Source organism: Marinobacter sp. G11 (genome assembly GCF_021282325.1).
In the GTDB taxonomy this organism is placed as follows: Bacteria; Pseudomonadota; Gammaproteobacteria; order Pseudomonadales; family Oleiphilaceae; genus Marinobacter; species Marinobacter vinifirmus.
On sequence record NZ_JAJSPB010000002.1, the window covers coordinates 220,828 to 233,589 of the forward strand.

The following is a 12,762-nucleotide window of genomic DNA, read 5'->3' on the forward strand; positions in this document are numbered from 1 at the left end:
AGAAACACAAAGACCCCGCCGAAGCAGGGTCTCTGGGCTCTCCCGGGAGAGCAGGCAACACCAGGAATCAGGCGTTGGCTTCATCCCGCAGTTCGCGGCGCAGGATCTTGCCCACGTTACTCTTGGGCAGTTCGTCGCGGAATTCAAAGTGCTTGGGCACCTTGTACGCGGTCAGGCGCTCGCGGCAGAATTCCTTGATCTCGTTGGCGGTAACGCCTTCCTTGGTGGGCACCACGTAAACCTTCACGGCTTCGCCGCTCTTGGCATCCGGGATACCAACCGCAGCACACTCCACCACTTTCGGATGGCTGGTTACCACGTCTTCGATTTCGTTCGGGAACACGTTGAAGCCAGACACGATAATCATGTCTTTTTTACGGTCGACGATACGAATGTAGCCGTCTTCCTGAATCAGCGCGATGTCGCCGGTTTTCAGGTAACCGTCTTCAGTGAAGGACTTCTGGGTGTCGTCCGGGCGCTGCCAGTAACCACGCATTACCTGCGGGCCTTTCACGCACAGCTCACCAGGTTCGCCAACAGGGGTTTCATTGCCGTCGTCATCAATGGTCTTGATCACGGTAGACGGAATCGGCAGGCCGATGGTGCCAATCTGGATGGCACTGCGGGGGTTGAAGGTAACCACCGGGGAAGTTTCGGTCATGCCGTAACCTTCGCTGATTTCACAACCGGTCACACGCTCCCACATCTTGGCCGTGTCGCTGGTCAGGGCCATACCACCGGAGGCGGTCAGCTTCAGGCCGGAGAAGTCCAGGTCCTGGAATTCTTCGTTGTTGCACAGGGCCACAAACAGGGTGTTCAGGCCGATAAAGGCGGAGAACTTCTGCTTCTGCAGCTCCTTCACAAAGCCCGGGATATCACGGGGGTTCGGGATCAGGATGTTGTGGGCACCGGCTTCCATCATGATGCCGCAGTTCAGGGTGAAGGAATAAATGTGGTACAGGGGCAGCGGTGCGATCACCACTTCCTTGCCTTCTTCAATCTGATCTTCCAGCATCGGGCGAACCTGGGTCAGGTTAGCCACCAGGTTGGCGTGGGTCAGCATGGCACCCTTGGCTACGCCGGTTGTACCGCCGGTATACTGCAGTGCAGCCAGGTCATCCAGCTTGATGTCGACCGGGGTGAACTTCTCGCGAGCACCGGAGCTGAGTACGGCTGGCAGCTTGTGGGCACCGGGGATGTTGAACGGCGGTACCATTTTCTTCAGGTACTTAACCGCAGCGTTCATCAGGGTACGCTTGAGCGGTGAATGCATGTCGGCCACTTCGGTAATGATGACATGCTCGATACCGGTATGAGGCAGCACCTTCTCCGCGTTCTCGGCCATGTTGGCCAGTACCACCAGGGCCTTGGCGCCGGAGTCGTTGAACTGGTGCTCCATTTCACGGGTGGTATACAGCGGGTTGGTGTTCACCACAATCATGCCCGCACGCATGGCACCGAAAACCACAACCGGGTACTGGGAAACGTTGGGCATCTGTACCGCGATGCGGTCGCCGGGTTTCAGGTCGGTTTTGTTCTGAAGCCATGCAGCAAAGTTGCGGCTCTGGGTATCAAGATCCTTGTAGGTCAGCGTGGCGCCGACTGCGGAGAATGCCGGGCGGTCACCGTATTTCTTAACGGCCTGCTCAAAGACATCCACCATGTTCTTGTATTTCTTAAGGTCTACCTCCCGGGGAATGCCGGCGGGGTATTTGTCTTGATAGAACTGCTCGAAATCCATCACCATCTCCTGTCTGAACGGCGCGAATTGATTAAAAAATCAACCCTACAAAAGTATCAGCCTCAAAAAGTGGTGGAGAGAATAGCAGTTTTGTTAACGATGAGGTAGGTTTCAGGACAACGAAAGCACTCCCCTTGCTGGAAACACCAATCACCGGAGCCTGTGATGAGCGACACCCTCGATACCCTGGAAAATATCACCTACAGCGAGCTGAATGAAGGCGATTCTGCCACCTTCACCCGGACCCTGACTGAAGACGAACTGGTGCTTTTTGCGGCCGTGTCCGGAGACGTTAACCCGGTGCACCTGGACTCGGAATTTGCCGCCGAATCCATGTTCAAGGAACGCATTGCCCACGGCATGTGGAGTGGCTCACTGATTTCTGCCGCACTGGCGACCGTGATGCCGGGCCCGGGCACGATCTACCTGGAGCAAAGCCTGGCATTCAAAAGGCCGGTGAAGCTGGACGATACCCTGACCGTCACCCTCACGGCGCTGGCCAAGGAACCGAAGAACCGGGTGGTGTTCGGTTGCGATGTGCGCAACCAGAACGACCAGCAAGTGGTAAGCGGCGAAGCCAAGGTGATCGCCCCTACCGAGAAAATTTCCCTGCAGAAACCCCGCCTGCCGAAGATTACCATCGAAGGCTGAACCGGCGCTGATCAGCCCGGAAGGAATTCAATCGGGAATTGAACCTTCCGGGTTTCTACCTGCGCCGATCCGAAGTTGAACATCCGCACCCGCATGGCGATGCGCTGCTCAAGGCCCGGGTTACCAAGTTCTGAGCCCACCACCTGACAGGCCGAGACGCTACCATCCGGCTCGATAACCAGTTCCAGGGTAACCTTGCCTTCCAGGGTCGGATCCTGCCGCAGCTCCCGCTGGTACAGCGAATACAGCACACTCTTCTGGGCATCGAATACCTGCCGGATATTGCTCATGGCGCGCTGGCCAACCGAAGGCCTGGCAGCAGGTTTCGCCCGGGCCACCTGCAGCTCTTCTTTCGGTGCCTGCACCTGAGTCACCTGGTGTTCGGCAACCGCTACCTCCCTGACTGGCGCGTCACCGTCCTGCACGCCACCACTGCCGGCTAACGCTTGCTCCCGGTTCACCTCGGGTTCCGCCACATCAGATTCATCACCGGTGATATTGGCCTGCCGTGCCACCGGTACCGGCGTTTGTTCTGTTCGGGTCAAGGCGGCCAGCCGGTCTTTCATGGCAAAAAGGCCCGAGCGTGCGGCGGTTTCCCTCGCTTGCTCGGTAGTCTGGGCAGGCTTATCCGCGACGGTTGCAGCCGGTTTTGCAGGTTCGGGCTGAGGCTCCGGAGTCGGTTCCGGCGGCGTCACTTCCTCGACGTTTGCGATCGGCTCTGGCTCCGGCTCTGGCTCCGGCTCAGGTTCGGGTTCAGGTTTGACCGGCTCAGGCGGTTCTACCGGCGCCGGGGTTTCGACCAGCCGGGCCAGTCTGGGCGGAACCTTTTCGGCCTCGGACCGTTCCGGCTCGGGCACGATCAGCCCCGGAATGATCACCGCAGGCACCAGGAATGCCGCCAGCATCACGATCACAATTACGCCAAAGCGAATGCTTTCTGCCCGGTCACGGCTCCAGGGTAAACGGGTGCTTCCGACCTCCTGACGCTCAGCCATTGCGAACCTCCGCTTCCACGGCCAGCCGCACCTGGCGGAACTGCTCGTCTACACAGGTTTTCATGATCTTTCGTAACAGGCGATAGTCGGTCTCCCGGCCTGCCATAATGGTGACTTCCAGCCCCTGTTCCGGTACCTCGGCCCAGCGATTTCGGCGATAGGCCAGCTCTTCCGACAAGCCGGCCACGTGCAGGTCATCGGCACCAATAGTATCCACCCGGGCGACTTCCCGGCCCTGCACCAGAATGGACTGGCCGCTGACCTGAATGGTCAGGTTCTCAACGGCATCCTTCTCCGAGGTGGAAACCGGTAAAGGCACATCGGCGGTGTTCTGCATCACTTTTACATCAGAGGAATTCACCATCAGGAAGAACACGAGGATGGTGAAGATATCCATCAGCGACACCAGGTTCAGGCCTCCGGCCCGGTGCATCCTGCGGTAATGACGCTGGCGCAGCCTTGCTCTGCGGGAGGTTTTCATGCGCCCTCCCCGTTTGACGCATCTGCCCGTGCGGCCAGTGTCCGGCCCTCTTCAGCATCCATCAGGGAAACATCCGGAAACAGCTCCGCTTCCACGATGCTGGCGGCCACCACCGCCGGATAGGAACGCACCGTGTCCATGACGGTCACCAGGGTCTGGTAATCCACCTCCGGCCCCACTTCCAGAATCACATCGGTTTTATCCGGCACCCGGGACTTGATCTGCTGCAGCACCGTGCGCAAACCCTCGTAGTCCTGAATCTGCTCTTTCGCCGGCAGCACCTCAATCAGCCCGCGATCGCTGTCGGCTACTTCCAGCCCATCAGGAATCACGGTAACCACCAGCCGGAACTGGTCTGCCGGCGGAGCCTCTCCCGCTTCCATGCCCGGGAAGTTGAGTTCGATCATGCGGATCTGGGTGAACACCATGCCCAGCAGCAATACCGGAACCAGAACAATCATCAGGTTCAGAAACGCGGTAATGTCCAGGTCCGCCGAGGCCTCAAGCCTGCGATGTCGACGTCTCATATCGCCATACTCCTGTTTGTCCTGGCTTTATGATGCGAGCTCACGCAGCGACCGGTGCATCCGGGTCGGACACGATATTCAGCAGTTTCACGCCGGCCATTTCGAAGCTGTCGACAATTTCATTGGTGCGGGTTTGCAGCAAGGCGTGGAACAGCAGCAGCGGAATGGCAGAGATCAGGCCAAACGCGGTGGTGTTCATGGCTACGGAAATACTTTCCGACAACAAGGTGGCTTTCTGGGCCGGATCCGCCGCGGCAACCGCGGTGAAGGCGGCGATCAGGCCGATGATGGTGCCAAGCAGGCCCAGCAGCGTGGCGACATTGGCCAGGGTTGCCAGGTACTGGGTACGTTTTTCCAGCCTCGGCAAGACTTCCATCAAGCCTTCTTCCATGGCGTATTCGATGTCTTCACGGCGGCTGTTTGACAGCAGGCGGGAAATCCCGGCCCCCATCACGGCAGCAATGGCGCTGTCGGAGGTAGACGCAGCTTTCATGGCCCGCTTGAAATCCCGCTTTTGCAGGGCCGGCAGAATGCCCCGCTCAAAGGCGAGCCGGTTTCTGCGCCGCACCGCTCCCAGGTAGATGAAGCGTTCCAGTGTTATGGCCAGGCCAAGCGCCAGAACCAGCGCGATGGGGTACATGAATGGGCCGCCTTCCTGAAAGAATCGGATGATGGTGTCGAGCATGGTGCGTTTCTCCGTTTACTGCTGTGTCACGGTTGGGTCTGGCCGGGTGCTGCGGTTAAGGGCTGCAGCACCAGCGGGTTCAGGGTCTGCCGGAACTGGCGATGGCTTTCCAGAGTCCGGGTTGAAAGTGGTTGATCCAGTTCCGGGGCTTCCCGGTTCAGTTCGGCCCGGGGCCGGCGCGGCAGGCTGGGTGCCTGCCAGGGCAAAATGTAGAGCACCCGGGGGTCATCTTCGCCGCCACTGGCGGAAATTCCGGCCACCTCAAAGCCAGGCTGCTCCGGCGATTCGGCCTCGGTTGTGTCGGCACTTTGCGCCAACGCGGCATGGGCAAAAACCAGCATCAGGGCGGTTGCGACAGCACGAACTACTGCGCTCATTGCAATCTCCTCTGAAGGTCGGCCATCCAGCCGGTGACAGCCTTGTCTTCCTCCGCGGCCAACTCGGTATAGCGCTGGTAATGGCTAAGCGCAGCGGAAAGATCGAGCAGGTAAATTTCTGAAATAACGGCCAGGTTGTAATGGAGATCAGCCACATCCGGGCTAGCCTGGATGGCGGTTTTGAGCACGCCGGCGGCTTCTTCAAACCGGTTTTGCTGCTTCAGCAGCAGGGCCAGGTTGTTGGCCGCCGCAGCGTCGGTCGGGTCCAGCGCCACGGCTTTTTGCAGTGCTTCAATGGCAACCGACGTCTGGCCTTGCTGGTGCGCGAGCATGCCCTGCCGGGCCAGTTCCCGGGCCTGCTCCGGCGAACGTACAGGCTCCGGTTCCGCTTGTTTGGAGACAGGCGCATTAACGGCACACCCCGCCAGCATGGCCAGGCCCACCAGCACACCGACCGTGCGGCAGCGAATACTGAACTCAGGCATCGTCGTTACCCTCCATGTTCCAGCTCATCCATCGCAGTTCTCGCTGGTAACGGCCTGGATGCATACCTGCCAGCGCTTCCAGGCTGCGGGCGATCCACTGGTCATAGCCCTGCCTGGTAATGCGCTGATGGTTACGGGCATGCAGTTCCATGGCCCGCTCTTCCAGCGGGAAGGCTTCTTCCTCCAGCAGCATCTGGTATTGCATGGTTTCCATATCGTTCAGTTCGGCCGGCACCTCTGATGCCATCAGGTCACTGGCCAGGGTTCGGTAGAGCTCTGCCCGCCGGTACAAGACTTCGGACTGCACGTCCTCACCGGCAAAGGACTCCGCTTGCAGCAGGTAGGTTTGCGCCTGCTCCATGGCTTGCTGCTTTCTGGCGAGGGTGGTTTCGAGGGGCGCAGTCAACGCAATGGCTGCGAAACGTTCAGCAGCACCGGAGCCCAGCGCCAACGCAGCATCTGCGGCCCATTGCAGGGTCTCTTCCGAGTGCCACTCACTGGCGTCTTCCCGGGCCAGCAGGATGTTCTGCTGATTGGAAACATCGACGCCAGACTCAATCAGGCGCTGACGCATGGTCTGCTGCTGCAGGTGATCCTTCGCATCGGCGGGCTCAGGCGCAACGGCCAGCCACTGCTGGTAAAGATCGTTACGTTCCGGCTCAGCACCCGCCTCGTGGTACAGCGCTGCGGCACGCAATTTTATGGGCCAGGGCTCTGGCGCAGAACCGGCTGCGGCCATGAGTTCGCCCGCGGCTTTCACCGGCTGGCCGGATTGTTGATAGGCGTAGACCAGCTTTTCGCTGGTTTCAGCCGTAAGGGCATCTTCCGGGAAATCGAGGCGGAACCGGCGCAATTCATTAATGGCGGTTTGCCAGTCTGCAGCCTTCAGCAGGGTGTTGGCAGCGTCGAAGCGGGCCTTGATGGCGATTTCCGAGCCCGGGAGGATGGTTTCCACTCGCTGGAAATTGGCAACGGCCAGTGCCGTCTTGCCAGCGCCCGCTGCGGTTTCTGCTTGCCGGTATATTGCGGTGGCCAACTGGTTCTGGATTTTTTGCTCATCATCCCGGGCCCCGGCTACCTCCGGAGTTGCCTGCACCAGTTGCAGCGCCTGGCGCCAGGCTGCCTCCGCCTGCGGATAGTCGCCATCACCCTGCCGTACCCGGGCCGTAACCAGCCAGGCGGCGTACTGTTCCCGAGGGCTGGCTTGTGGCCAGTCCAGCGTGGCGCGGGCATACCGAAGCGCCTGCTGGCCGTCGCCGGCTTCCAGCCAGCGATTGGCGAGATCGGCACGTAAAGCGGACAGCCTGGCATCTGGCCCGAAGGCATTGGTGTAGCGTTGTTCGGCGGAACTCAGGCTGGCCAGTGCCTCGGTAACAGGTTCGGAGCGGTTGCCCAGCCTGTCCCGCAGAATGCTGATCGCCGCCCAGGCAGATTCCACAGAGCGGTCATGGGAATACGTGTAGGCCGCTTTCTCGAAATTGGCCAGGGCCTGGTCGAGGCGCCCCATCTGCAATCTTGCATCGCCCGCCAGGTGCAGGATTTCGCCGGTGTTATCTGCTCGCAACGCCAGGGATTCGTAATAATCAGCCGACTGGCTCCAGCGCTTGCCGGCGTAGTGATAGTCGGCCAGGAACCGGCTGTAATCCCGCCAGTTTGCCTTCTGGTTGCCGTTCAGGGCGGTATAACTCGCATCCGAAGCGAAGCGTGCAACATAATCGGAACGTGCGACTCTGGCGGCCTCGACATCTCCGGCCATCTGCCAGAACTCAACGCTCTGAGCCAGCATATCCGATGCTGCGGCGTTGTCCGGATAGGCTGCCGCAAAGGCTTCATTCACCGCCACTGCCTGCTGGTAGCCGCCCTCATGGGCGTGCAGATCCGCCAGCCGGTCATAGAGAATGGGAACCCAGGGCGCGGGGTTGCGCCTGGCAAGCCAGCGGTCCAGTGATCGGGCGTTATCGGAGCGGGCCGCCATCACGGCCAGGATACGGAAGCTGTCTTCGATCATGTCCCGGCTCTCGGCCGGCGGTGACTTCAGCCGTTCGGGCTCCGGCAGGTGCTGATCCAGCAACGCCATGAACGATTCCACCGAGCGATCCCAGGCGCCTGCCCCCTGCTTGAACTGGCTCCAACCCATCATGTAGCGGGCTTTTGAGGCGATATCCTGTTTACCATCGCCATCAATCAGTTGGCGATACCCCGCTTCGGCCTCCCGGTAACGACCGGCGGAAAAGTCGGCTTCGGCAACCCGGAACCGGGCTTCCGGCACCAGAGGGGATTTCGGGTACAGGCCTATCAGCTGCTCAAGCCGGTCGATGGACTGCTGGTGCTGGCCGGTCAGGGCGTGGGCTTTCGCCATCTGGTACAGAAGTTCATCCAGCCGGCCGGAAAAAGCCCCCCTGGCCAGGATGTCTTCATAGCTCTCCAGCACTTCCTCGTAGATACCCGCCTCCTGTTCGGCGGAAAAACCTACCTCCTGGCCGGAGCGGTCACGGATGTTGTTCAGGCGGTTGAGGGCATCGATACGCACTTCCGGTTCGTCAGAACTCTCGAACAGCTTCTGGTAGCGGCGAGCAACTTCGGCAGGCGAAATGGCCGGTAATGGCCGGCTTTCGAATTTCAGGAACACCGGGCGCATATCACCCAGGGTTTCCCCGTCGCGACCAAGCTCCACCCGAAAGGATTCCTGGGCCAGTACCGGTGCCGATACCAGCGCTGCCATCAGCAAGCAGGTGCGTAACTTCACCCGGGCGGTGGTTTTCGTTGGGGCCATCGGGGTCATTAGGGTCATTGGGGGCTCTCCCCGCTGGCTTCATAGGCCAGTTTTTCCAGTGCCAGGTATTCGTACAGGTGCGCCACTTGTTGTTCGGTTCTGTCTATGGCGTGCTCCATGCGCCGGTCTTCGTTGGCCACAAAGGCCAGTGCCAGCTCGTCCAGCAGGCCGGACGCCTGCTGCCGCGCTTGCAGGACCTGCTGGCCAAGCGCCCGGCCAGTAGTGGCCAGTTCCCGGGCCGCTACCAGCAGATCGTTCATGCCACCGTGGTGTTCGATGACCTGCGCAAATACTTCCAGGTTGTGCCGGTTTTCCTCCAGGGTGGCCGACATCTCGTCCAGTCCGGCTACCCGGCGTACTGCCAGCTGGGTGTCAGCCCGTTCCAGGAAGCGAAGCAAATAGGCCAGGCGTGGCTGGGTCAGGGTTCGGCTGTCCGAAAGGAACCACTGTGTCTGCGGGCCGCGGGCATCGGTTACCAGGGTTTTAAAGGCGCCATCGCTTTTGATGCCATCTGCCAGCCTGGAAAGGGTTGTGCGCTCGCCTTCAAAGGCCACGTTGGCGGCCAGCCAGGACTCCCCGGCCTGGCCGGGATATCCCGCAATGTCGTAGCCCCGCCCCATGCCAATCCAGGCTTCCGCCACACCGGGAAACGCCAGGGGGAACTTCTTGGCCCGGTGTCAGCTCTGCATGGCGCCCCGGTGGTTCTCCTTGCCGGAAAGAGCGAGGCCATGCAGGTAAAGCGCCCTCGGAGCGTGGTAACTGTCGAGCGAGACCTTTTCCAGAAACCCCAACGCCTTGTCGTATTCCTCGTTATTCAGGGCCAGGTAACCGGCGCGCAGATGCAGCTGGTCGAGTAGATCACGGCTGCGTGCCGACTCGGTATCATGGGCGGCCATCGACATAGCCACCCGCAGGGCAACCAGCGCCCGGGACGGATCAAGGTCGGTCTCGGCAAAGTCAGCCGCCAGGTTCATGTAACCCACCGCGGCCAGGTAACCTTCCTTCATCCCGGCCAAGATCTGACCGGCCTTATCGAGCCTGCCCTGCTGCCGGGCCTGCTCGGCATCCTGCAGTAATTCCTTTTGCCGGTTGGGCCGGGCAATTGCAGCATTCCCGGCTTCAGAGGTCGCCGCCCCGGCCCAGGGCTGTTTGTCCAGGCTAACCCGGGGCTCGTAATCCGGCCCGGTCGCGTCGATGCTCATCTGCAGCTGCATCGCACCCGACACTTTGCGGAACGGGTGTACCACCTCACGACGGACAAACCGCTTGTTCACCGCCCTGGCGTTGATAACGGCGGTCAGCTGATGGTTGCCATCCGCCATATAGCCAGTAAACAGGGGGTAGCTGCGGCCGTCTTCAAGGGATTCCCTCTCGGAAAGGGTAAAGATGTGATTACCAACCGGCCGGCCATTCAGGAACAGTTCGACAGAATCCAGGTCCAGTGCTTCCGGATTGGCGAGGGAGAGGAATACCGCAACGCGGGTATCGATGGTCTTGCGCAGCTGTTGCTCAAGGGTGTGCACGCTGGCAGCATGGCGTGAGACCTCAGCCTCCAGGCCACTGATGGCGTTGTCGATGGCCGCAGCACTGGCCTGGGCCATGGCTGCAATCATCAACATAACAGGAAGACCGGATATCCAAAGCCCCCTGCTCCGTGGGGGTATCCGGCACTGTTGTGATTTTTGTCTGCCGAACATGCTGATCCTGCTGTGTAACAATTCGAAAGGAAGAGTAACACCGGCTACAAACCAAGAACGGTATCCAATTCACCAAATGGCATTTTGGGTCAGACGGCAAAAGTGTCGGTTTATTTGACAGATGACAGTGTCAGAGGGAGTAACCAGACAGCGATTTTCCGGTTAACTTATTGATCTTGCTTCAGAAGGGAAAGGGTTGGCCCCTGACTTGCTTTAACGGAAGGGGCGGGAGCGCTGAATGGGCAACCCCCGCTTGAATATGCCGAGCTTTTGCCGATGCGTTAACCGCGCATCGGCTTTTTTTATTTGCTCAGCTGCTTCATGGCCGATTCCAGGCCTTCAATGTTAAGCGGATACATGTGGTCTTCCACCAGCTGCCGGGTAATCCCCAGCGACCCTCCGGTACCCCAATAGCTCTCCGGCAACGGATTCAGCCAGACCACCTTGTTGAAGTGCTCGGTAATCCGCTGCATCCAGGTGGCACCGGCTTCTTCGTTCCAGTGCTCGATGGAGCCGCCCGGGTGGGTAATCTCATAGGGTGCCATGGTGGCATCACCCACAAAGATCACTTTGTAGTCCGGCGTGTACTTGTGAAGGATGTCCCAGGTGCTACTGGTTTCATTCATGCGGCGAATATTGTTCTTCCACACACTCTCGTACACGAAGTTGTGAAAGTAGAAATACTCCATGTGCTTGAATTCCAGCCGCGCCGCCGAGAACAGCTCCTCGCAGACCCGGATGTGCGGGTCCATGGAACCACCCACATCGAAGAAAATCAGCACTTTAACGGCATTATGCCGCTCCGGAACCATCTTCAGGTCGAGGTAACCGGCGTTACGGGCGGTGGAGCGGATGGTGTCATCCATATCCAGTTGATCGGCCGCCCCCTGTCGAGCAAATTTACGCAACCGGCGCAGGGCCACCTTGATGTTGCGAATGCCCAGGGTGATGCTGTCGTCCAGGTCTTTGAATTCGCGTTTTTCCCAGACCTTAACCGCCCTGCCCTGACGACCGTCTTTCTGGCCGATGCGGAAACCCTCGGGGTTGTAGCCGTTGGCGCCGAATGGCGAGGTGCCACCCGTTCCAATCCACTTGTTGCCACCGGCATGGCGTTCTTTCTGCTCTTCCATGCGTTTCTTGAAGGTTTCGATGAGCTCCTCGAGGCCGCCCAGGGATTCGATTTTCGCCTTCTCTTCCTCGGACAAATGCTTCTCGAACTCGGCCCGCAGCCAGTCGTCCGGAATCAGTGCCTCGAGCAGGTCATCCAGGTTTTCGATGCCTTCGAAATACGCCTTGAACGCCCGGTCGAACTTGTCGAAATGGCGCTCGTCTTTCACCAGACACACTCGCGCAAGGTAGTAGAATTCTTCCATATCGGCAAAGGCCAGGCGCTGCTGGAGGGCTTCCAGCAGGTCCAGGAATTCCCGCAGGCTGGCCGGAACCTTCGCCCGGCGCACTTCGAGAAAAAAGTCGATCAACATAAAGCGAAACTCTTGCCAGAGATCAGTTGCGGCGGCGCGCCATGAACGCCAGCTTCTGCAGCAGGTGCACGTCTTGCTCGTTCTTCACCAGCGCGCCATACAGCGGCGGCAGTGCCGAGCTGCTGTCTTTTTCCTGCAGTGCCTTGGCAGACAGTTCATCGGCCATCAGCAGCTTCAGCCAGTCGATCAGCTCGGAGGTAGACGGCTTTTTCTTCAGGCCCGGCACCTTGCGTACATCAAAGAACACTTCCAGCGCGTCCCGCACCACTTGCTGCTGCAGACCGGGAAAATGCACGTCCACGATGTCTTGCATGGTGTCGTGGTCCGGGAAGCTGATGTAGTGGAAGAAGCAACGGCGCAGGAAGGCGTCTGGCAGTTCTTTTTCGTTGTTACTGGTGATAACCACAATCGGGCGTTTCTTCGCTTTGACGAACTCCTGGGTTTCGTAAACGAAGAACTCCATGCGGTCGAGTTCCAGCAGCAGGTCGTTCGGGAATTCGATGTCGGCCTTGTCGATTTCGTCGATCAGCAGCACCACCTGGTCGTCGGCCTCAAAGGCTTCCCACAGCTTGCCTTTGACGATGTAGTTACGAATGTCTTTGACCTTCTCATCGCCCAGCTGGGAATCCCTCAAGCGCGAGACCGCGTCGTACTCGTACAGGCCCTGCTGGGCCTTGGTGGTGGACTTGATGTGCCAGGGAATCAGGCGCATGCCCAGGGCCGCCGCCATTTCTTCCGCCAGCAGGGTTTTGCCGGTGCCGGGCTCGCCTTTGATCAGCAACGGGCGCTGAAGCGCGATCGCTGCGTTAACAGCCATCTGCAGGTCATCGGTGGCTACGTATTTTTCGGTACCGGTAAACTTCATGGGT

General features: G+C 59.6%; 13 protein-coding genes. 1 reads left to right on the forward strand and 12 read right to left on the reverse strand.

The annotated features are described in order from the left end of the window. Nucleotides 1–67 precede the first annotated feature (67 nt). A complete protein-coding gene (locus LWH94_RS02365) occupies nucleotides 68–1,741 on the reverse strand; it encodes a long-chain fatty acid--CoA ligase (protein WP_232901113.1) in 1,674 nt (557 codons plus the stop codon). Nucleotides 1,742–1,906: 165 nt separating this feature from the next. Here LWH94_RS02365 and LWH94_RS02370 point away from each other — a divergent pair, with 165 nt between their 5' ends. Next, nucleotides 1,907–2,392 (forward strand): MaoC/PaaZ C-terminal domain-containing protein, encoded by a 486-nt coding sequence (locus LWH94_RS02370; RefSeq protein ID WP_232901114.1) that lies wholly within the window; start codon nucleotides 1,907–1,909, stop codon nucleotides 2,390–2,392. An 11-nt stretch (nucleotides 2,393–2,403) separates the two neighbouring features. Here LWH94_RS02370 and LWH94_RS02375 read toward each other — a convergent pair whose 3' ends face one another. The 11 genes from LWH94_RS02375 to LWH94_RS02425 all read right to left on the reverse strand — a co-directional run bounded on the left by LWH94_RS02375 (nucleotide 2,404) and on the right by LWH94_RS02425 (nucleotide 12,758). Continuing rightward, nucleotides 2,404–3,387, reverse strand: a complete 984-nt coding sequence (locus LWH94_RS02375) for an AgmX/PglI C-terminal domain-containing protein (RefSeq protein ID WP_232901115.1) — start codon at nucleotides 3,385–3,387, stop codon at nucleotides 2,404–2,406. Next, nucleotides 3,380–3,868 carry an ExbD/TolR family protein gene (locus LWH94_RS02380; protein ID WP_094624084.1) on the reverse strand — a complete coding sequence of 163 codons (489 nt, stop codon included), beginning with the start codon at nucleotides 3,866–3,868 and terminating at the stop codon, nucleotides 3,380–3,382. Before LWH94_RS02380 ends, LWH94_RS02375 begins: the two co-directional genes overlap by 8 nt. Further along, nucleotides 3,865–4,395 carry an ExbD/TolR family protein gene (locus LWH94_RS02385; RefSeq protein WP_232901116.1) on the reverse strand — a complete coding sequence of 177 codons (531 nt, stop codon included), beginning with the start codon at nucleotides 4,393–4,395 and terminating at the stop codon, nucleotides 3,865–3,867. Before LWH94_RS02385 ends, LWH94_RS02380 begins: the two co-directional genes overlap by 4 nt. A 40-nt stretch (nucleotides 4,396–4,435) precedes the next feature. Then, nucleotides 4,436–5,080 (reverse strand): MotA/TolQ/ExbB proton channel family protein, encoded by a 645-nt coding sequence (locus tag LWH94_RS02390; RefSeq protein WP_022989032.1) that lies wholly within the window; start codon nucleotides 5,078–5,080, stop codon nucleotides 4,436–4,438. A 26-nt stretch (nucleotides 5,081–5,106) separates the two neighbouring features. After that, nucleotides 5,107–5,457 (reverse strand): hypothetical protein, encoded by a 351-nt coding sequence (locus tag LWH94_RS02395; RefSeq protein WP_058340810.1) that lies wholly within the window; start codon nucleotides 5,455–5,457, stop codon nucleotides 5,107–5,109. Further along, nucleotides 5,454–5,942 (reverse strand): tetratricopeptide repeat protein, encoded by a 489-nt coding sequence (locus tag LWH94_RS02400; RefSeq protein WP_058340809.1) that lies wholly within the window; start codon nucleotides 5,940–5,942, stop codon nucleotides 5,454–5,456. The genes LWH94_RS02395 and LWH94_RS02400 overlap by 4 nt, the downstream gene beginning before the upstream one ends. After that, a complete protein-coding gene (locus tag LWH94_RS02405; protein ID WP_232901117.1) occupies nucleotides 5,935–8,733 on the reverse strand; it encodes a tetratricopeptide repeat protein in 2,799 nt (932 codons plus the stop codon). Before LWH94_RS02405 ends, LWH94_RS02400 begins: the two co-directional genes overlap by 8 nt. Further along, a complete protein-coding gene (locus tag LWH94_RS02410; RefSeq protein WP_232901118.1) occupies nucleotides 8,730–9,356 on the reverse strand; it encodes a hypothetical protein in 627 nt (208 codons plus the stop codon). Before LWH94_RS02410 ends, LWH94_RS02405 begins: the two co-directional genes overlap by 4 nt. A gap of 36 nt (nucleotides 9,357–9,392) precedes the next feature. Further along, on the reverse strand, nucleotides 9,393–10,334 hold the full coding sequence (locus tag LWH94_RS02415) for a hypothetical protein (protein ID WP_232901119.1): 942 nt from the start codon (nucleotides 10,332–10,334) through the stop codon (nucleotides 9,393–9,395). Between the two features lie 380 nt (nucleotides 10,335–10,714). Continuing rightward, entirely contained in the window at nucleotides 10,715–11,893 is a 1,179-nt protein-coding gene (locus tag LWH94_RS02420) for a vWA domain-containing protein (RefSeq protein WP_232901120.1), read from the reverse strand. A 22-nt stretch (nucleotides 11,894–11,915) separates the two neighbouring features. Continuing rightward, a complete protein-coding gene (locus LWH94_RS02425; RefSeq protein WP_199457413.1) occupies nucleotides 11,916–12,758 on the reverse strand; it encodes an AAA family ATPase in 843 nt (280 codons plus the stop codon). Nucleotides 12,759–12,762 lie beyond the last annotated feature (4 nt).